Source organism: Enterobacter sp. IF2SW-B1, from assembly GCF_001743375.1.
Classification (GTDB): Bacteria; Pseudomonadota; Gammaproteobacteria; order Enterobacterales; family Enterobacteriaceae; genus Enterobacter; species Enterobacter bugandensis.
Window position 1 is genome coordinate 500,053 of the sequence record NZ_MJAA01000001.1, and the last position, 18,676, is coordinate 518,728.

Genomic DNA, 18,676 nt, shown 5'->3' on the forward strand with positions numbered 1-18,676 from the left:
TTAGTCTCCCAAATGTGCCAGCAGTGCATCCAGACGCTGTTTCAGCCCGGCCACCTCGTCTTCCAGCGCCTCTACGCGCGCGGCAAGGTCGTCACGGGTTGCAGGGCTCGATTCCGTCGCCACGCTTGCGGCGTCAACGTCGCCGCTGAAGAGATGCATGTAGCGGCTCTCACGTTTACCCGGCTCGCGCGCCAGGCGCACCACGTAAGGGCCATCCTCACGCGCGGCCAGCCCTTCCAGGGTCTGCTCGACTTCCTGCATGTCGCTGAACTCATGCATTCGGGAAGCGCGCGTTCGCAGTTCCCCCGGCGTTTGCGCCCCGCGCAGCAGCAGCGAGGTAATAACCGCCACTTCCGCGCTGTTCAGCTTCAGATCGCCAAATTCGGAGTTACAGAAGCGCTGCTCGTATTTGGTCACGCGGTTGCCGAAGCCGCTGACGGTGCGCAGATAGTGGCGCTTCACGAGCGCATCCAGCACGTCCTGAACCTCATGCTCGCTGAGATTCATCACCGGCTCGCGGTTGGTCTTCTGGTTGCAGGCCATGGTCACGGCATTAACAGAGAGCGGATACTGCTCCGGCGTGGTGACCTGTTTTTCGAGTAAGCACCCAATCACGCGCGCTTCCGTACCGTTTAGCTGATACTTCATCTTTTCTCCTTAACGACCTGCGGTCCAGTCACGGGTGGTTAATGCCGTCAGAACGTGGTCGCGCCACTCTCCGTCTATCAGCAGATAGTCTTTGGCATAACCCTCTTTCTCAAACCCTAAACGCGCCAGCAAATTCCCGCTGCGCTGATTATGCGGCATGTAGTTCGCCATAATGCGATGGATATGCTGCGTGCGTTGCATATAGCGGATGGCTACCGTTAACGCCTCGTACATCAGCCCCTGCCCCTGCCATTTCTGGCCGATGGAATAGCCAAGGTAGCAGGCGTGAAAAGATCCCCGCACCACGTTTGAAAAATTGGCGATCCCGATAATCTCTTTCTCTTCTGGATCCAGCAGCGCGAAATAAAACGCGCTGCCCTGCTTATGAAATTCAGCGATCATGCTGAGGCGTGCCTGCCAGCCGGAGGGGTAACAATGGCTCTCATCCCGAACGGGTTCCCAGGGTTTTAAAAACTGGCGATTCTCGGCGTAATAATCCGCCAGACGCCAGGCATCACGCTCATGCACAAGACGAACGACCAGCCTGTCCGTTGTCAGACGCACTTTTGGCACATTACTGCGATAGCCAAACATCAATACCACTCCTTCCCGTCACTTCAGCTTACCCATTAGCTTTACTATACCTGCGCCCGTGCCGTCTGTGAAAACAGTGACATACCATTTTGACCTCTTTTCACATTTTTCGATGAGAACTCTCTATCAAAGCACCGTTTTGATAAAAAAATATTGTCGCGCCCGGGGGTGGGAAAAAACGCGGCGACACCGCAGAATGTTAGCGTGCTCACCTTCTTATTTTCCCTGGAGGGAAAATGTCCCGCGTATCACAGGCCAGGAGCCTGGGTAAATATTTCCTGCTCGTCGATAACATGCTGGTCGTGCTCGGCTTTTTTGTCGTGTTCCCCCTCATCTCGATCCGCTTTGTTGATCAAATGGGCTGGGCGGCATTAATGGTTGGGATTGCCCTGGGGTTACGCCAGTTTGTCCAGCAGGGGCTGGGCGTCTTTGGCGGCGCGATCGCTGACCGCTTTGGCGCTAAACCGATGATCGTGACCGGTATGCTGCTCCGCGCGGCAGGCTTTGCCACGATGGCGATCGCCCACGAGCCCTGGCTGCTGTGGTTTTCCTGCTTTCTCTCCGGTATCGGTGGCACCCTGTTTGACCCGCCGCGCACCGCGCTGGTGGTAAAGCTGATTCGTCCTCAGCACCGCGGCCGCTTCTTCTCCATTCTGATGATGCAGGACAGCGCCGGGGCGGTTGTTGGCGCCCTGCTGGGCAGCTGGCTACTGCAGTACGATTTCCGTCTGGTTTGCGCGGCCGGGGCGGTGCTGTTTATTCTGTGCGCCCTGTTTAACGGCCTCTACCTTCCGGCCTGGAAGCTGTCGACGGTAAAAGCCCCGGTGCGCGAGGGGCTAGGACGCGTCCTGCGCGACAGGCGTTTTGTCACCTACGTGTTGACCCTGACCGGCTATTACATGCTCGCCGTACAGGTGATGCTGATGCTGCCAATCATGGTGAACGATATTGCGGGCACGCCTGCTGCCGTAAAATGGATGTACGCCATTGAAGCCTGCCTGTCATTAACGCTGCTCTACCCGATTGCCCGCTGGAGTGAACGGCGTTTTCGCCTGGAGCATCGCCTGATGGCCGGGCTGTTTCTGATGACGCTGAGCATGATGCCGATCGGTCTGGTAAACACGCTTCAGCAGCTTTTTACGCTGATCTGCACCTTCTATATCGGCTCCATCATCGCCGAGCCCGCCCGCGAAACGCTGAGCGCCTCGCTTGCGGATGCGCGTGCGCGCGGCAGCTATATGGGCTTCAGCCGCCTGGGTCTGGCCTTTGGCGGTGCGCTGGGTTACGCCGGCGGCGGCTGGCTGTTCGATGCCGGCAAAGCGCTGAACCAGCCAGAACTCCCCTGGATGATGCTCGGCGTGGTAGGCGTCATGACGCTTCTCGCCCTGTGGTGGCAGTTCAGCCAGAAACGCAGCGCGAGCGGCATGCTCGAGCCTGGCGCGTAGCCTTTCCCTCGGGCGAGAGCCTCTCCCGCCCCACTTCTCAGTTTTTTCTGCTGGTTTCTGCCTATTCACGCTGACATACTGGCGTTACAGGACAGAAGCGCCGATTTTTCGTTGAGGAGCACTATGAAGAAAATTGTCTTAGCCGCGGCATTCGTTGTCAGCGGTCTGCTGGTCGGCTGTAACCAGCTTACGCAATATACCGTCAGTGAGCAGGAAATTAATCAGGCGCTGGAAAAACATAACAATTTCTCTAAAGACATTGGCGTGCCGGGGCTGGCCGATGCCCACATCGTGCTCACCAATCTCACCAGCCAGATTGGCCGCGAAGAGCCGAATAAAGTCACTCTCGCAGGCGATGCCGCGCTTGATATGACGTCCCTTTTTGGCAATCAGAAAGCCAACATCAAGCTCAAGCTGAAGGCGCTCCCCGTTTTCAACAAAGAGAAAGGGGCGATATTCCTGCAGGAGATGGAAGTGGTCGATGCGCAGGTTTCGCCGGACAAAATGGCGCCGGTACTGCAAACCCTGATGCCCTATCTGAACCAGTCGCTGCGAAACTACTTTAACCAGCAGCCGGCGTACGTCTTAAGCGAAGACAACAGCAAGGGTGAAGCCCTTGCGAAGAAATACGCAAAAGGGATAGAGGTGAAACCGGGAGAGATCGTTATTCCTTTCACCGATTAACCTGAAGGGCGCTACGGCGCCCTTTTTTTTACGGAAAAGTGTGCAAACGAAAACGTTTCCGCTTATGATTTGTGTCCGGCAAAAACAGCCATCCTTATGACTGATTCCTGACAAGCCGGAGCTTCCATGACTGCACAACCCCAGGTTCTTAAAATCCGCCGCCCAGACGACTGGCATATCCATCTGCGCGATGGCGATATGCTGAAAACCGTCGTGCCCTATACCAGTGAAATTTATGGCCGCGCGATTGTCATGCCAAACCTGGTTCCGCCAGTCACCACCGTCGATGCCGCCATTGCCTACCGTCAGCGCATTCTGGATGCCGTTCCGGCGGGACATGATTTCACCCCGTTGATGACCTGCTACCTGACCGATTCACTGGATCCGAACGAAGTGGAACGCGGGTTTAACGAAGGCGTATTTACGGCGGCGAAACTCTACCCGGCGAACGCCACCACCAACTCCAGCCACGGCGTCACCAGTATTGATGCCATCATGCCGGTGCTGGAGCGCATGCAGAAACTGGGCATGCCGCTGCTGGTACACGGTGAAGTAACGCATGCGGAGATTGACATCTTTGACCGTGAAGCCCGTTTTATCGAAACCGTGATGGAGCCCCTGCGCCAGCGCCTGCCGGCGCTTAAGGTGGTCTTTGAGCATATCACCACCAAAGACGCGGCAGAGTATGTTCGTGACGGTAACGAGCTGATCGCTGCGACCATCACCCCACAGCATCTGATGTTTAACCGTAACCATATGCTGGTGGGCGGGGTGCGCCCTCACCTGTACTGCCTGCCGATCCTCAAGCGCAACGTTCACCAGCAGGCGCTGCGCGAACTGGTCGCCAGCGGATTCACGCGTGCGTTCCTGGGCACAGACTCCGCGCCTCACGCCCGCCATCGCAAAGAGGCAAGCTGCGGCTGCGCGGGCTGTTTCAACGCCCCAACGGCGCTTGCCAGCTACGCAACCGTATTTGAAGAGATGAACGCGCTGGAACATTTCGAAGCGTTCTGCTCCCTCAACGGCCCGCGCTTCTACGGCCTGCCGGTCAATGACACCTTCATTGAGCTGGAGCGCAAAGCGAGCCAGGTTGAGGAGTCTATCGCGCTGACGGATGACACGCTGATCCCCTTCCTGGCAGGTGAAACCGTAAGCTGGACGGTAAAACGCTAAAAAATCAACGCCCCTTGTTGTCAAACCGATAATATGCCTGTATAAATAAACAGTATATTACACAGGGGGCATTTATGCGTATTGAAGTCACCATAGCCAAAACTACCGTTCTGCCTGCCGGCGCGCTTGACGCTCTGGCAGGCGAATTATCCCGTCGTATTAACAACACCTTTCCCGACAACGCGGGCGCCGTAACGGTGCGTTACGCCGCAGCGAACAACCTCTCCGTCATGGGTGCCGCAAAAGAAGATAAAGATCGCATCAGCGAAATCCTGCAGGAAACGTGGGAAAGCGCAGACGACTGGTTCATTACCGATTAACACTGCTCCCTCATTGTGTTTTTTGCCGGGTCGCCCCGGCTTTTTTTTGCCTGTAATTTCGAAAGTTCAAATTAATTCAGCGTGTTCTTAAAAAATCGTGAACGAGATGGTGTTTTATTGTTCGAACAATCCTAAAAAGCAGAAAAATGTGTTGCTACCTGTTTATTTTTCCCGTTGGAACCCTTATTACTTGGTATACTGAAGAAGCTTTCAGAAAAACATGCATTGAACCTCAGAGCCGTTGTCTTCTAACACGCATTAAGGGGGTTATAATGGAAAAGAATAACGAAGTCATCCAGACCCATCCGCTTGTAGGCTGGGATATCAGTACCGTAGATAGCTACGATGCACTGATGCTGCGTTTGCACTACCAGACCCCAAATCAACTCAACCGTGACGAAGCGGAAGTGGGACAGACGCTGTGGCTAACAACAGACGTCGCCCGTCAGTTTATTTCTATTTTAGAGGCAGGCATTGCAAAAATAGAATCTGGCGACTATCAGGAAAATGAGTATAAACGGCACTAACCTTATGCCCACTTTTCACTCAACAGGCACCCTCGCGGTGCCTTATTTATTTCCCGCTTGTTTACGCCCGCGTTGTTAATTACTCTGCTAACAAACCGTAAGTTTACGAGATGCATATGAGATACGACTTAATCATTATTGGTAGCGGCTCCGTTGGATCGGCCGCCGGTTATTACGCAACGCAGGCAGGGCTAAACGTCCTGATGATTGACGCCCACCTGCCGCCGCATAGCGAAGGTAGCCATCATGGCGACACCCGTCTCATTCGCCATGCCTATGGCGAGGGGGAGCGCTACGTTCCGCTGGTGCTTCGCGCCCAGACGCTGTGGGACGAGCTGGCGAAACAGACTGAAGAGCGCATTTTCGAACGCACGGGGATCATCAACCTCGGTCCGGCCCGTTCAGAATTTCTCGCCAACGTCGAACGCAGCGCGAAAGCCTTTAATCTTGACGTTGAGAAACTGGACGCGGCGGCCATTACCTCGCGCTGGCCTGAAATTACCGTCCCGGAGGATTATATTGGTCTTTTTGAAGCCAACTCCGGTGTGCTGCACTGTGAAACGGCGATCAAAACCTGGGTCGATCTTGCCGCCAAAGCGGGCTGTGCGCAGCTGTTCAATTGCCCCGTAGAGGCCATCACGCATGATGCAAACGGCGTTACGGTGAAAACCGTAGACGGGGAATATTCGGCTTCCCGCCTGCTTATTAGCGCAGGAACCTGGGTTACCCGCCTGCTCCCGGAGCTGCCGATCCAGCCGGTACGCAAGGTCTTCTCCTGGTTCCAGTCGGACGGGCGTTACAGCGCGCAAAATAAATTCCCGGCGTTTACCGGCGAGTTACCCAACGGCGATCAGTTCTACGGTTTCCCTTCCGAGAAGGACGCCCTCAAGATTGGAAAACACAACGGCGGGCAGGTCATCTCCTCACCTGAGGAGCGCAAGCCGTTTGGCGCCTGCCCGCAGGACGGCTCAGAAGCCTTCTCGTTCCTGCGCAATATTCTCCCGGGCGTCGGTGGCCTGCTTTATGGCGCGGTCTGCACCTATGACAACACGCCGGATGAAGACTTTATCATTGATACGCTGCCGGGACATGACAACACCCTGCTGATTACCGGGCTGAGTGGCCACGGCTTTAAGTTCGCTTCGGTGTTGGGTGAAATCGCCGCGCAGTTTGCCCAGGGTATCACGCCGCAGTTTGATCTGACGCCGTTCTCACTCTCGCGTTTTAACGGATAATCGGCTACGGGCTCCGGCGGCATCGGGGCCCGTTTTCTTCGTACTCAATTGTGGGGCGTTATGCGCAGGATAGTGGATTTCCTCATCAATAACATTCGCGAACACTTTATGCTCTATATCTTATTGTGGGCGCTGCTGGCTATCGTTGATGTTATTTACATTGTGTTTTATTGAAAGTGACAATTGACGTTAACTGACGTTACTTTATGTTTATTTAAGATTTTTTCTTCTGCTAAATACGTCTTGCACGAAGCCATTGAATTAATCTCCCCGTTTCTTTTCAAAATCGCTGAAATAAATAAAATAAAAATCAATAGTCAATTATTTCAGTTGCAATATCGCGTCTTCCCGTTCATTTTTACCTTTCGGTTAATTTGAAAATGGACATTCTGATGCAATTGCGTAACTCCTCCCGGCGCTACGGAATAATATCCATAAGTTTGCACTGGATATTTGCCATTGCCGTCTACGGTATGTTCGGACTTGGACTCTGGATGGTCACGCTCAGCTATTACGATGGCTGGTATCATCAGGCACCCGAGCTGCATAAAAGCATCGGGGTTCTGCTGATGCTGGGGCTGGTATTTCGCGCTATCTGGCGACATATTTCCCCACCGCCCGCGCCACTAAAGACATACGGAAAAATAACTCGCGTCAGCGCCGTTGCCGCGCATATTGCGCTCTACGCGCTGCTCTTCGCCATTCTTATCAGCGGCTATCTCATTTCAACGGCAGACGGCAAACCGATTAGCGTTTTTGGCCTGTTCGAGGTTCCGGCAACGCTCAGCGATGCCGGGGCTCAGGCCGATACGGCAGGCGTCGTTCACCTCTGGCTTGCCTGGAGCGTGGTGATCCTGTCCGTACTGCACGGGCTCGCCGCCCTTAAACACCATTTTATTGATAAAGACGATACGCTTAAGCGCATGCTTGGCCGCTCGTCAGTTGACTCTGGAGCATAAAATGAAAAAACACCTGCTGGGTATTGCCCTCGGTTCTCTGTTATTCACCACCGGTTCTGCCGTAGCGGCTGACTATAAAATTGATAAAGAGGGCCAGCACGCTTTCGTCAATTTCCGCATTCAGCACCTGGGATACAGCTGGCTGTACGGCACCTTTAAAGATTTCGACGGCACATTTACTTTTGACGAGAAAAATCCTGCGGCAGATAAAGTCAATGTGACCATTAATACGAACAGCGTCGACACGAACCATGCTGAGCGCGATAAACACCTGCGCAGCGCAGAGTTCCTCAACGTCACAAAATTCCCACAGGCCACCTTCACCTCCACGGAAGTTAAGAAAGACGGTGATAAATTGGCTATTACCGGGAATCTGACGCTGAATGGCGTAACCAAACCCGTTACTCTGGATGCGAAGTTGATCGGTCAGGGCGACGATCCGTGGGGCGGAAAACGCGCAGGTTTTGAAGCGGCGGGTAAAATTCACCTGAAAGATTTTAATATCACAACGGATTTAGGCCCGGCGTCGCAGGACGTTGAGCTGGTTATTTCCGTTGAAGGTGTGCAGCAGAAGTCGTAATAGATTCGCCCGGCAGGCTTTCGCCGTGCCGGGCGTTATTATCATTCCGGGTCAGGAATACCCAGTTTGGTATTCAGACGGCCGCGTGATTTATTAAAAATCTTATTACCGTTTTCACGCCCCGCGCGACGACGACGCTGCTCTTCTTCCGGCAGGACGCTCTCTTCGCTGCACAGCTCGCTACAGCAGCCGTTAAACTTCTCGGCACAGGCCGGGCACTGAATAAACAGCAGGTGGCAACCGTCGTTTTTGCAGTTGGTGTGGGTATCGCACGGCGCGCCGCACTGGTGGCACTGGGCAATCACATCTTCTGAAATGCGCTCGCCCATGCGCTCGTCAAAGACGAAGTTTTTACCGATAAAGCGTACCGGTAAGCCCTGCTCACGGGCGCGGCGGGCGTACTCGATAATACCGCCTTCAATGTGCCAGACCTTGTTGAACCCATTGTGCTTCATCCACGCGCTGGCCTTCTCGCAGCGGATACCGCCAGTGCAGTACATAACGATTTTTTTATCCTTATGCTCCTGCATCATCTCCACCGCTTTAGGTAGCTGCTCGCGGAAGGTATCGGCCGGAATCTCCATCGCGTTTTCGAAATGACCCACTTCGTACTCGTAGTGGTTACGCATATCAATGAATACGGCATCCGGATCGTCCAGCATCGCATTCACTTCCGCGGCCTTCAGATATTCGCCGACGTCCGCCGGGTTAAACTCAGGATCGTCAATACCGTCCGCCACGATGCGTTCACGCACCTTCATGCGCAGCACCCAGAACGATTTTCCATCGTCATCCAGGGCAATGTTCAGGCGTAAGCCGTTGAGGGCCGGATCGAAGCTATAAAGCGCGTCGCGGAACGCATTCACTTTGCTTTCCGGCACGCTAATCTGCGCGTTAATGCCTTCGCGGGCAAGGTAGACGCGCCCGAAAACGTTCAGCGCCGTGAAGGCCTGATAAAGCGCATCGCGGGTCGCCTGCGGATCGTCGATGGTGAAGTATTTGTAGAAGGAGATGGTCGTGCGCGGTTCGGTTTCAGCCAACATGCGCGCCTTTAACATCTCATTCGAAACGCGGTTGTGTAACACTGGCATGGTGTACAAGTCCTGCAATCGTCAGAGAGAATGAAAAATCGGTCGGCATCATATAGCAAACAAAACTAATTTACATCCACACAATTTACGCTACATTTCACACACCCTGATGAATCAGGCTTAACAATTGCCGTCGTCGTGCAGGTTTCGACGGCAGATATTTTGGCTACGTCTCAAAAAATGCGACAATAGCGAAACAGGACGTTTGAACACAGGAAAGACATGACCCAGTTACCAAAATTTACCGTCGCCCTTTTGCACCCCCGCTATTGGATGACCTGGCTTGGCATTGGCTTTTTATGGCTACTGGTACAGCTTCCCTACCCTGTTATCTTCCGGTTAGGTACATCATTAGGCCGACTCGCGCAAACGCTTATGAAGCGCCGCGCCCGCATCGCGTATCGTAACCTTGAGCTGTGCTTTCCGCAGATGAGCGAGGCGGAGCGCCATGATATGGTCTCGAAGAATTTCGAGTCCGTCGGCATGGGTCTCATGGAGACCGGTATGGCGTGGTTCTGGTCGGACAAACGTATGGCCCGCTGGAGCAAGGTTACAGGCACCGGCATGGAGCCGGTGCATACGCTTCAGGCCAATCAGACCGGCGTGCTGCTGATCGGCGTCCATTTCCTGACGCTCGAAATCGGGGCGCGTATGTTTGGCATGCAGGCGCCCGGCATCGGGGTTTACCGTCCTAACGACAACCCGGTTATCGATCTCATCCAGACCAACGGCCGCATGCGCTCCAACAAAAGCATGATCGACCGTAAGGATCTGAAGGGCATGATCCGCGCGCTGAAGTCCGGTGAAGTGGTCTGGTATGCCCCCGATCACGACTATGGCCCCCAGGCCAGCGTCTTTGTCCCCTTCTTCGCCGTTGATGAGGCCGCCACCACGACCGGCACCTGGATGCTGGCGCGGATGTCCAAAGCCGCCATCGTTCCCTTTGTTCCCCGCCGTATGCCGGATGGCTCAGGCTACGAGCTGATGATGCTTGAGCCGGAACTCGCGCCGCCGCTGGAAGATGCGGAAACCACCGCGCGCTGGATGAACGGCGTTGTGGAGAAGTGCATCATGCTGGCACCCGAGCAGTACATGTGGCTGCATCGACGCTTTAAAACGCGGCCAGAAGGCACGCCTTCCCGCTATTGATCCTCATGCGGCCCTCAGGGCCGCATGCTATTTTAGCTTTAAAAGCTCCCCCTCATTGCGGCAATCATAACCCAGGCGCATAATTAGCAGGCTTATTACTTCATGCCTCAGGTGCTCTGCACCTCACTATGCGGATTGTTATGACACCCTCAGATGCCCCCATAAACTGGAAGCGTAACCTCACGGTTGCGTGGCTTGGCTGTTTTCTTACCGGCGCGGCGTTTAGCCTGGTCATGCCTTTCCTGCCGCTCTACGTCGAACAACTGGGCGTGACGGGCCATAGCGCGCTCAACATGTGGTCTGGCCTGGTATTCAGCATCACGTTTCTCTTTTCCGCCATTGCCTCCCCCTTCTGGGGCGGCCTTGCCGACCGCAAGGGACGTAAAATCATGCTGCTGCGTTCGGCGCTGGGGATGGCGATAATCATGGCGCTGATGGGCATGGCGCAGAACGTCTGGCAGTTCCTGATATTGCGCGCATTGCTGGGCTTATTGGGCGGATTTATTCCCAACGCGAACGCCCTGATCGCCACGCAAATTCCTCGCCATAAGAGCGGCTGGGCGCTTGGCACGCTCTCAACCGGTGGCGTGAGCGGCGCCCTGCTTGGGCCGCTGGCGGGGGGATTACTGGCGGATAACTACGGCCTGCGCCCGGTCTTTTTCATCACCGCCAGCGTGTTGTTCCTGTGCTTTATCGTCACCCTGGTCTGCATCCGTGAAAAATTTACGCCCGTCGCCAAAAAAGAGATGCTTCACGCCAGAGACGTGCTGACCTCGCTTAAAAATCCCAGACTGGTGCTGAGCCTGTTCGTAACGACATTGATCATTCAGGTGGCAACCGGATCGATCGCTCCTATTCTCACCCTATACGTTCGCGACCTGGCGGGTAACGTCAGCAATATTGCGTTTATCAGCGGACTGATTGCCTCTGTGCCCGGCGTGGCGGCGCTGGTTAGCGCACCGAGACTGGGGAAATTGGGTGACCGGGTCGGCCCGGAAAAGATCCTGATCTGCGCACTGATCATTTCCGTCCTGCTGCTTATCCCCATGTCGATGGTGCACTCTCCGTGGCAGCTGGGCGTGCTTCGCTTTTTGCTGGGCGCCGCCGACGGGGCGTTGCTGCCTGCCGTACAGACCCTGCTGGTCTACAACTCCACGAATCAGATTGCCGGGCGTATCTTTAGCTATAACCAGTCGTTTCGCGATATCGGTAACGTCACCGGGCCGCTTCTCGGGGCGGGTATTTCCGCCAGCTTCGGTTTTCGCGCCGTCTTTATCGTGACGGCAGGCGTGGTGCTGTTCAACGCGATTTACTCGTGGTTCAGTTTATCCCGCGCGTTACGGCCGGTGACGGAATAAGAAGAACGCCTGACGGCTTATTTTCGCATTCATACTTGCAGAATCTGATATTCAGCTATTCTTTCCCTGAAACCTTCTGGAAAACAGGGAGACACCAATGACCATGTACGCCACGCTGGAAGAAGCTATTGATGCCGCTCGTGAAGAGTTCCTTGCCGATAATCCCGGCGTTGAGGAAGAAGATGCTGACGTGCGACAACTTAATATCCAAAAATATGTTCTGCAGGATGGGGATATTATGTGGCAGGCTGAATTCTTTGCCGACGAAGGTGAAGAAGGAGAATGTTTGCCGGTCCTGAGCGGTGCAGGTGCGCAGGCCGTGTTTGATGGCGATTATGACGAAATCGAGTTACGCCAGGAATGGCTGGAGGAGAATACGCTGCACGAGTGGGATGAGGGCGAATTTCAGCTCGAGCCACCGCTGGATACGGAAGAAGGTCAAACCGCAGCCGATGAATGGGACGAGCGTTAATTTACGCTACTCGTACGGGCCGTGGCTGGCATCGATGGGCAGCAACAGCGTGTCGAAAATCAGCGAGAACGGCAGATCGAGCACCGTCAGGTAGCGCCATGCGGAATCACGGACATCCCATTTTACGCCCGGGTAGTACTGGTTGCCATGGCCCTGACCTGGAATGGTGCGGCTGATGATGCTGCCGCAGCCGCTCAGCAGGCATGCCATCATGACGACGATGATTATTTTCATCAGTAACCTCTAAAAAAATACCGGCCTCACAGCCGGTATTTTATCTGGCGGGTGGCGCTTTGCTTACCCGCCTTGCTTAACCGCTTACTTCGCCTTCAGCGCCAGCGGGTTCAGCTTCAGCTCTTTGTAGTAGTTCACCCACGAAGAGTACTTCTCCGGAGCGGACCATACGCGATAGTGAAGTCTTGCCATCGTGACCGGATCGCTCAGCAGCACCAGACGACGGTCGCGATTGAGTTTTTCCGGGGTCTCGTTAAGCGCCTGCTCAACATGACGATCGCGGGCAATCTCCAGCACCTGGCTTGCGCGGTGGCGCGCGGTGGCCATTGCCGTCGCCAGAGCGTTGAATGACGGATTAAACACGGCGTGCATAAAGCCATCGTCCAGCGTGCGGTTACGGTTCTGCTCCAGATAGGTATCGGTATCCACCAGCACCTGCGGCGGGGAATACTCTTCCGGGATCAGGAACAGTTTCCAGCGTTTGGTACGCAGCCCTACCGTTGAACGGCTGGAGATCACGGACACAAACGGCGACAGGATCAGCGAGAAGACAATCGGCGCCAGCCAGAACAGGAAGCGCAGATCCAGCCAGGCCATCCCGGCCGCCCACACCAGGCCCAGCAGCAACTGAGAGCCGTGGCGCATGAAGGCTTCACTCCACGGCGTGGAGTCGTCATCACGCTGCGGTGAGTTCCAGACCACTTCCCAGCCCAGGAACGCGCTGACCACAAACACGGTGTGGAACAGCATACGCACCGGCGCAAGCAGCACGGAGAACAGCACTTCCAGCAGCAGCGAAAGGGTTACGCGGAAGAATCCGCCGTACTCTTTCGAGCCTTTGCACCAGATCAGGATGATACTGAGCAGCTTAGGCAGGAACAGTAGCACCATGGTGGAAGCAAACAGCGCAATCGCCAGCTCCGGACGCCACTGCGGCCACACCGGGAACAGCTGGCGCGGTTGCAGGAAGTATTGCGGCTCCGTCAGGGCATGGACGACCTGCAGCGCAGTGGAGAGCGCGAGGAACATAAACCACAGCGGTGCGGAAAGATAAGACATTACGCCCGTCAGGAACACCGCACGGTGAACCGGATGCATCCCTTTTACGAGGAACAGGCGGAAGTTCATCAGGTTACCGTGACACCAGCGGCGGTCGCGCTTGAGCTCGTCCAGCAGGTTCGGCGGCAGCTCTTCGTACGATCCCGGCAGGTCGTAGGCAATCCAGACGCCCCAGCCCGCACGACGCATCAGCGCCGCTTCCACGAAGTCATGCGACAGAATCGAACCGGCAAACGAACCCTCGCCCGGCAGCGGCGCCAGCGCACAGTGTTCGATGAACGGCTTCACGCGGATAATGGCGTTGTGGCCCCAGTAGTGCGACTCACCCAACTGCCAGAAGTGCAGACCGGCGGTAAACAGCGGGCCGTAAACACGGGTGGCGAACTGCTGGCAGCGCGCGTACAGGGTGTCCATGCCGGATGCTTTTGGCGAAGACTGAATGATCCCCGCGTTCGGGTTGGCTTCCATCAGACGCACCAGACCGCTCAGGCAGTCACCGCTCATGACGGAGTCAGCATCCAGCACGACCATGTAGCTGTACTGGTTACCCCAGCGGCGGCAGAAGTCATCGATGTTGCCGCTTTTACGCTTCACGCGACGGCGGCGGCGGCGGTAGAAGATCTGCCCTTCGCCCTGCACTTCTGCAATCAGCTCCATCCAGGCTTTTTGTTCTGCAACGCAGATATCCGGGTTGTAACTGTCGCTCAGGATGTAAACGTCGAAATGCGCCGCATTACCGGTTGCCTTTACGGACTCCCAGGTTGCACGCAGCCCCGCAAATACGCGGTCAACGTCTTCGTTACAGATAGGCATAATCAGCGCGGTACGGTGCTCAGGATTGAGGGGTTCATCCCCGACCGTTGACGCCGAAATGCTGTACTTGTCCCGTCCCATCAGCAGCTGCAGGAAGCCCATCAGCGCGGTCCAGAACCCGGCCGAGACCCAGCAGAAGAGGACCGCGAACAGCAGGAGAATGCCGCTCTGCAGGATATACGGCAGCAGCTGCATGAAGGAGACCCAGAGATCCTGGCCCATCATGTCCGTCGGGTTGATAAACGCCCAGCCCTGGTAAGGCAGAATGGTTTTCATATACCAGGTCGCGACAACCGTCTGCGCCAGCGTCAGAAGCAGCAGGATATAACGGCGAATTGTCCCCACGGTACGCCATTTCTGTTCGGAGGCCTGCTCTTCTTTCGTCAGGCGCGACAGATAGCGCGGCGTGACGTCACGCCCGCGCAGGCGATCCCAGAAGCGGCCAACCGGGTTGGTGCGCCATGGATCGGGGAACATTGAGGAACGCGTCGCTTTCGGCATCGCCTGAAGCTGATCGCGTCCTTCGTCGTCTTTAATCAACTGCCCTTCTGCCAGCGAGTCCGGCCAGGCCTGCTCCAGACGCGCCTTGACTGACCCCAGCGGCGTATCATCATCACGGGAAAACTGACGATGTTCGCCATCCAGCGCGGTATGAACCGCGCGGATGTCGCTCTTAGGCAGCGCCGCATTTTCGATATCCGTCAGCGGCATGGCATCAATATATTCAGATGTATTATTCATTGGCAGGTAGCTGGTAGCTCCAGGTTTCACTCAGCGGCTGATCTTCACTGACCAGCGCAGCACGCATTTCAGTGGTCTGTTTCGGATCTTTCACTTTCACGCGCAGGGTCAGACGCCAGCCTTTGGTTACCGGGTTGTAACGCACGGTGTTCTCTACGATTTCACCGTTGTCACCGATGCTGGCCTGGGCCGACACCGCAGTATCAGGAGACAGTTTCTTCATATCCTGGCCGGTGAAGTCCACGACAAACGCTACCGTACCGTCAGGCTGACGGATCAGGTTAGACTGCTTCACGTCACCCGTAGAGCGGCGAGTCTGCGTCACATACGCGTTATCCGGCGCATGCAGCTTATCTTCGTCGCGGCTGAAGGTAATGGTGTACTTGAAGTTCATCTCTTTACCGGCTTCCGGCAGCTGATCCGGCGTCCAGTATGCGACGATGTTGTCGTTGGTTTCGTCGTTGGTTGGAATTTCAACCAGCTCTACCTTGCCTTTACCCCAGTCGCCTTTCGGCGTAACCCAGGCGCTTGGACGCAGGTCATAGCGGTCGTCGAGATCTTCAAAGCGAGAGAACTGACGGCCACGTTGCAGCAGGCCAAAGCCCTGCGGGTTTTCCATCGCAAAGCTGCTGACCGCCAGATGTTTCGGGTTATTCAGCGGACGCCAGATCCACTCACCGTTACCGGCATGAATAGACAGACCGTTGGAGTCATGCAGTTCCGGGCGGAAGTTGGTTGCCGGTGACGGCTGGTTCGGCCCAAACAGGAACATACTGGTCAGCGGAGCGACGCCCAGTTTGCCCACTTTGTCACGCAGGTAAACCTTAGACTGCACGTCAACGACCGTGTCACGACCAGGCATAATCACAAAGCGATAGGCACCGGTTGCGCGTGGGGAATCCAGCAGCGCATAAATAGTCAGACGTTTGTCCGTTGGTTTTGGACGCTCAATCCAGAACTCGCGGAAACGCGGGAACTCTTCACCTGATGGCAGCGCGGTATCAATAGCCAGACCGCGCGCAGAAAGCCCGTACACCTGCCCCGCGCCAATCACGCGGAAGTAGCTGGCGCCAAGCATGCTAACGATTTCGTCGTTTTTATCTTTGCTGTTGATCGGGTAAAGCACCTTGAAGCCTGCGAAGCCCAGGTCTTTCACCGTATCTTTGTCGTGCTGCACATTGCCAAAATTGAAGTAATCCGGGCTGTACTTGATCTTACGTACCGCGGTCGCCGTCACTTCATTGATGGCAACAGGCGTGTCGAAGTACATACCCTGATGATAAAATTCAAGCTTGAACGGGGTTTTAACGTTGTTCCAGTACGCTTTATCGTGGTTGAACTGGATCTGCTGATAGTCCGCATACTTCATGTCGCGGAAAACGGAGGGCAGGTTACTTTTCGGCGCTTCGTAGCTCTTGCCTGCCATCGATTTTGCCTGTTTTGCGACATCGTCGATGTTAAAGGCCAGTGCCGATGAGGTATACAGTGATAACACCACCGCAACACCCAACCAACGCATTTTCATCATCTGTGGTTTATGTTTCATAATAAGTAAGCACTTCCCCCTTTGTGTGCTTATATCGATCCGATCCATTTTAATGGAAACTCAGGCAATCCGACAACATAATCACTGCTTTGTTCAGCTGCTGGCTCATGGATTAAGCAAATGAAAGAACCCGTTATTCACTTTGCGTGCTTATCCTGGAGACAGTGTGTCGGTCTTGGTGTAGGGTTGGCGTCGAATGTAACCATTATGAGCCTTAGGGATAAGGCGAAAAGTCTGAGAATGCGCAACGTTATATGAGCACAACACCGATACAACGGGAATATTTCCTCGACTCGATCCGGGCATGGCTGATGCTATTGGGGATCCCCTTTCATATTTCACTGATTTACTCCAGCCACACGTGGCATGTTAATAGCCAGATGCCCTCCTGGTGGCTGACGCTGTTTAATGACTTTATTCACGCCTTCCGCATGCAGGTGTTTTTTGTCATCTCCGGCTATTTCTCGTACATGCTTTTTTTACGCTATCCGCTTAAGCGCTGGTGGAAAGTGCGCGTGGAGCGCGTAGGTATTCCCATGTTAACCGCCATACCGCTCCTGACGCTGCCGCAGTTCATTATGCTGCAATACGTTAAAGGCAAGGCGGAGAACTGGCCGAATCTCTCGCTGTATGAAAAGTACAACACGCTGGTCTGGGAGCTGGTGTCTCACCTCTGGTTCCTGCTGGTTCTGGTGGTGCTGACCACGGTCAGTCTGGTGATTTTCAGCCGCCTGCGCCGTCATCTCAGCACGACAGCAGACTCTTTCTTCGCTAACGTCACGCTGGGCAAACTGTCGGTGCTCTTTTTACTGCTGGGGATCGCTTATGCCGCGGTGAGACGCACGCTGTTTATCGTCTATCCACCAATACTGAGCGACGGCCTGTTCAATTTTGTGGTGATGCAGTCGCTGTTCTACATTCCGTTCTTTTTGATTGGCGCGCTGGCCTTTATTCATCCGAGGCTTAAAGCGCTGTTTACCACCCCGTCACCGTGGTGCGCGGTGGGTGCGGCCATCGCCTTCGTGGCCTACCTGCTGAACCAGCGCTACGGGAGCGGCGACGCCTGGATGTATGAAACGGAAAGCGTGATCACCATGCTGTTGGGCTTGTGGATGGTGAACGTAGTGTTCGCACTCGGCCACCGTTTGCTGAACTTTAAGTCCAGCCGCGTGACCTACTTCGTCAATGCCTCACTGTTTATCTATCTGGTGCACCACCCGTTGACGCTGTTCTTCGGGGCATACATCACGCCGCATATCGCATCCAACACGCTGGGCTTCTTTACCGGGCTGGTGTTTGTGGTGGGGATTGCCGTCGTACTCTACGAGATCCATCTGCGGATCCCTCTCCTGCGCTTCCTGTTTTCAGGAAAACCTCAGCCGAAAGCCGCCTGAGCAGCGCGGCGCACTCACGGTGCGCCGCCTTCGCTTCAGCTCTCCAGCTCTTGTCTGCGGTGAGTCAAAAGCCGCTGATAAAGATGCGTGGTGTCTTCATCGAAGCAGACAAAAATCACCTTCTCTGGCAGCGGTTTAAGCGACAAATAGCGGTAAACCGTTTCGACGGCGATGGTCGCCGCTGCCGCCTTAGGATATCCATACACGCCGGTGCTGATGGCCGGGAACGCCATCGTTTTATAGCCGTTGTCGGCGGCAAGCCGCAGACAGTTTCGGTATGCCTCCTCCAGAAGGCTCGCTTCATGCTGCTCTCCGCCGTGCCACACGGGCCCGACAGCATGAATCACCGCTTTGGCAGGAAGGTTGCCCGCCAGCGTAATCACCGCATGGCCCGGAGGGCATTCACCCTGTTGCTGACGCACCATTTTACAGGCTTCCAGTAACTGCGGTCCGGCAGCCCGGTGAATAGCGCCGTCTACGCCTCCTCCCCCCATCAGGGAAGGATTGGCCGCATTGACGATGACGTCGACATGAACTGTCGTAATATCGCCATGAATAACTTCAATTTGCGGTTTCATAAAGCCCCTCTGCTGCCCGCCTTTTTTATAAGTGTATCGCAGAGGGGTTATTGAGAAAAACGATAGGCATAAAACC

The 18,676-nt window shown here is 55.2% G+C and carries 20 protein-coding genes; 13 read left to right on the plus strand and 7 right to left on the minus strand.

What is annotated here, in order from left to right; genetic code table 11:
• Window positions 1–648: a YceH family protein gene (locus A6013_RS02490; protein WP_069732489.1), complete on the minus strand. Its 648-nt coding sequence runs from the start codon at window positions 646–648 to the stop codon at window positions 1–3.
• A 9-nt stretch (window positions 649–657) separates the two neighbouring features.
• The gene (gene rimJ / locus A6013_RS02495) at window positions 658–1,242 is read right to left on the minus strand and encodes a ribosomal protein S5-alanine N-acetyltransferase (protein ID WP_013097146.1); all 585 of its coding nucleotides are present in this window, start codon (window positions 1,240–1,242) and stop codon (window positions 658–660) included.
• Between the two features lie 236 nt (window positions 1,243–1,478).
• On the opposite strand from rimJ, the gene mdtH reads away from it, so the two are divergent.
• From mdtH to A6013_RS02545, 9 genes are all read left to right on the plus strand, one after another.
• Window positions 1,479–2,687, plus strand: a complete 1,209-nt coding sequence (gene mdtH / locus A6013_RS02500) for a multidrug efflux MFS transporter MdtH (RefSeq protein WP_049000010.1) — start codon at window positions 1,479–1,481, stop codon at window positions 2,685–2,687.
• 123 nt (window positions 2,688–2,810) lie between these two features.
• Complete coding sequence (locus tag A6013_RS02505; RefSeq protein WP_028012696.1) at window positions 2,811–3,371, plus strand: lipoprotein; 561 nt, start codon at window positions 2,811–2,813, stop codon at window positions 3,369–3,371.
• Between the two features lie 126 nt (window positions 3,372–3,497).
• A complete protein-coding gene (gene pyrC / locus A6013_RS02510) occupies window positions 3,498–4,544 on the plus strand; it encodes a dihydroorotase (RefSeq protein WP_028012695.1) in 1,047 nt (348 codons plus the stop codon).
• Between the two features lie 74 nt (window positions 4,545–4,618).
• On the plus strand, window positions 4,619–4,864 hold the full coding sequence (gene dinI / locus A6013_RS02515; RefSeq protein ID WP_028012694.1) for a DNA damage-inducible protein I: 246 nt from the start codon (window positions 4,619–4,621) through the stop codon (window positions 4,862–4,864).
• A 272-nt stretch (window positions 4,865–5,136) separates the two neighbouring features.
• Window positions 5,137–5,391, plus strand: a complete 255-nt coding sequence (bssS, locus tag A6013_RS02520; protein ID WP_023299782.1) for a biofilm formation regulator BssS — start codon at window positions 5,137–5,139, stop codon at window positions 5,389–5,391.
• Between the two features lie 116 nt (window positions 5,392–5,507).
• Window positions 5,508–6,626: an N-methyl-L-tryptophan oxidase gene (gene solA / locus A6013_RS02525; protein ID WP_069732490.1), complete on the plus strand. Its 1,119-nt coding sequence runs from the start codon at window positions 5,508–5,510 to the stop codon at window positions 6,624–6,626.
• A gap of 60 nt (window positions 6,627–6,686) precedes the next feature.
• Entirely contained in the window at window positions 6,687–6,800 is a 114-nt protein-coding gene (locus A6013_RS02530) for a YceO family protein (protein WP_032644857.1), read from the plus strand.
• Window positions 6,801–7,018: 218 nt separating this feature from the next.
• Window positions 7,019–7,585: a cytochrome b gene (locus tag A6013_RS02540; protein ID WP_028012692.1), complete on the plus strand. Its 567-nt coding sequence runs from the start codon at window positions 7,019–7,021 to the stop codon at window positions 7,583–7,585.
• Between the two features lies 1 nt (window position 7,586).
• Window positions 7,587–8,165, plus strand: a complete 579-nt coding sequence (locus A6013_RS02545) for a YceI family protein (RefSeq protein WP_028012691.1) — start codon at window positions 7,587–7,589, stop codon at window positions 8,163–8,165.
• Window positions 8,166–8,206: 41 nt separating this feature from the next.
• Here A6013_RS02545 and A6013_RS02550 read toward each other — a convergent pair whose 3' ends face one another.
• Window positions 8,207–9,256 (minus strand): rhodanese-related sulfurtransferase, encoded by a 1,050-nt coding sequence (locus A6013_RS02550; protein WP_028012690.1) that lies wholly within the window; start codon window positions 9,254–9,256, stop codon window positions 8,207–8,209.
• A 222-nt stretch (window positions 9,257–9,478) separates the two neighbouring features.
• On the opposite strand from A6013_RS02550, the gene A6013_RS02555 reads away from it, so the two are divergent.
• The 3 genes from A6013_RS02555 (at window position 9,479) to A6013_RS02565 (ending at window position 12,235) form a co-directional block, all read left to right on the plus strand.
• A complete protein-coding gene (locus A6013_RS02555) occupies window positions 9,479–10,405 on the plus strand; it encodes a Kdo(2)-lipid IV(A) acyltransferase (RefSeq protein WP_028012689.1) in 927 nt (308 codons plus the stop codon).
• Between the two features lie 140 nt (window positions 10,406–10,545).
• On the plus strand, window positions 10,546–11,763 hold the full coding sequence (gene mdtG / locus A6013_RS02560; RefSeq protein ID WP_069732491.1) for a multidrug efflux MFS transporter MdtG: 1,218 nt from the start codon (window positions 10,546–10,548) through the stop codon (window positions 11,761–11,763).
• Window positions 11,764–11,860: 97 nt separating this feature from the next.
• Window positions 11,861–12,235, plus strand: a complete 375-nt coding sequence (locus A6013_RS02565; protein ID WP_069732492.1) for a MysB family protein — start codon at window positions 11,861–11,863, stop codon at window positions 12,233–12,235.
• A 6-nt stretch (window positions 12,236–12,241) separates the two neighbouring features.
• Here A6013_RS02565 and A6013_RS02570 read toward each other — a convergent pair whose 3' ends face one another.
• From A6013_RS02570 to mdoG, 3 genes are all read right to left on the minus strand, one after another.
• Window positions 12,242–12,469, minus strand: coding sequence for a YceK/YidQ family lipoprotein (locus tag A6013_RS02570; protein WP_013097162.1), 228 nt, complete (start codon window positions 12,467–12,469; stop codon window positions 12,242–12,244).
• Between the two features lie 84 nt (window positions 12,470–12,553).
• Window positions 12,554–15,082, minus strand: a complete 2,529-nt coding sequence (gene mdoH, locus A6013_RS02575) for a glucans biosynthesis glucosyltransferase MdoH (protein WP_069732493.1) — start codon at window positions 15,080–15,082, stop codon at window positions 12,554–12,556.
• A complete protein-coding gene (mdoG, locus tag A6013_RS02580; RefSeq protein WP_028012685.1) occupies window positions 15,075–16,628 on the minus strand; it encodes a glucans biosynthesis protein MdoG in 1,554 nt (517 codons plus the stop codon). Before mdoG ends, mdoH begins: the two co-directional genes overlap by 8 nt.
• Before the next feature lie 254 nt (window positions 16,629–16,882).
• On the opposite strand from mdoG, the gene mdoC reads away from it, so the two are divergent.
• A complete protein-coding gene (gene mdoC / locus A6013_RS02585; RefSeq protein WP_028012684.1) occupies window positions 16,883–18,022 on the plus strand; it encodes a glucans biosynthesis protein MdoC in 1,140 nt (379 codons plus the stop codon).
• Window positions 18,023–18,057: 35 nt separating this feature from the next.
• On the opposite strand, the gene ymdB is transcribed toward mdoC, so the two are convergent.
• Complete coding sequence (gene ymdB, locus A6013_RS02590; protein ID WP_069732494.1) at window positions 18,058–18,600, minus strand: O-acetyl-ADP-ribose deacetylase; 543 nt, start codon at window positions 18,598–18,600, stop codon at window positions 18,058–18,060.
• Between the last annotated feature and the right edge of the window lie 76 nt (window positions 18,601–18,676).

Excerpts from the sequence above, each read along its gene's own strand:
- pyrC (WP_028012695.1), top strand. The coding sequence starts at position 3,498 with ATGACTGCACAACCCCAGGTTCTTAAAATCCGCCGCCCAGACGACTGG.
- ymdB (WP_069732494.1), bottom strand. The coding sequence starts at position 18,600 with ATGAAACCGCAAATTGAAGTTATTCATGGCGATATTACGACAGTTCAT.
- A6013_RS02565 (WP_069732492.1), top strand. The coding sequence starts at position 11,861 with ATGACCATGTACGCCACGCTGGAAGAAGCTATTGATGCCGCTCGTGAA.
- A6013_RS02490 (WP_069732489.1), bottom strand. The coding sequence starts at position 648 with ATGAAGTATCAGCTAAACGGTACGGAAGCGCGCGTGATTGGGTGCTTA.
- mdtG (WP_069732491.1), top strand. The coding sequence starts at position 10,546 with ATGACACCCTCAGATGCCCCCATAAACTGGAAGCGTAACCTCACGGTT.
- mdoC (WP_028012684.1), top strand. The coding sequence starts at position 16,883 with ATGAGCACAACACCGATACAACGGGAATATTTCCTCGACTCGATCCGG.
- A6013_RS02540 (WP_028012692.1), top strand. The coding sequence starts at position 7,019 with ATGCAATTGCGTAACTCCTCCCGGCGCTACGGAATAATATCCATAAGT.
- mdtH (WP_049000010.1), top strand. The coding sequence starts at position 1,479 with ATGTCCCGCGTATCACAGGCCAGGAGCCTGGGTAAATATTTCCTGCTC.
- A6013_RS02505 (WP_028012696.1), top strand. The coding sequence starts at position 2,811 with ATGAAGAAAATTGTCTTAGCCGCGGCATTCGTTGTCAGCGGTCTGCTG.
- A6013_RS02545 (WP_028012691.1), top strand. The coding sequence starts at position 7,587 with ATGAAAAAACACCTGCTGGGTATTGCCCTCGGTTCTCTGTTATTCACC.
- mdoG (WP_028012685.1), bottom strand. The coding sequence starts at position 16,628 with ATGAAACATAAACCACAGATGATGAAAATGCGTTGGTTGGGTGTTGCG.
- A6013_RS02570 (WP_013097162.1), bottom strand. The coding sequence starts at position 12,469 with ATGAAAATAATCATCGTCGTCATGATGGCATGCCTGCTGAGCGGCTGC.
- solA (WP_069732490.1), top strand. The coding sequence starts at position 5,508 with ATGAGATACGACTTAATCATTATTGGTAGCGGCTCCGTTGGATCGGCC.
- A6013_RS02555 (WP_028012689.1), top strand. The coding sequence starts at position 9,479 with ATGACCCAGTTACCAAAATTTACCGTCGCCCTTTTGCACCCCCGCTAT.
- dinI (WP_028012694.1), top strand. The coding sequence starts at position 4,619 with ATGCGTATTGAAGTCACCATAGCCAAAACTACCGTTCTGCCTGCCGGC.
- A6013_RS02530 (WP_032644857.1), top strand. The coding sequence starts at position 6,687 with ATGCGCAGGATAGTGGATTTCCTCATCAATAACATTCGCGAACACTTT.
- mdoH (WP_069732493.1), bottom strand. The coding sequence starts at position 15,082 with ATGAATAATACATCTGAATATATTGATGCCATGCCGCTGACGGATATC.
- A6013_RS02550 (WP_028012690.1), bottom strand. The coding sequence starts at position 9,256 with ATGCCAGTGTTACACAACCGCGTTTCGAATGAGATGTTAAAGGCGCGC.
- bssS (WP_023299782.1), top strand. The coding sequence starts at position 5,137 with ATGGAAAAGAATAACGAAGTCATCCAGACCCATCCGCTTGTAGGCTGG.
- rimJ (WP_013097146.1), bottom strand. The coding sequence starts at position 1,242 with ATGTTTGGCTATCGCAGTAATGTGCCAAAAGTGCGTCTGACAACGGAC.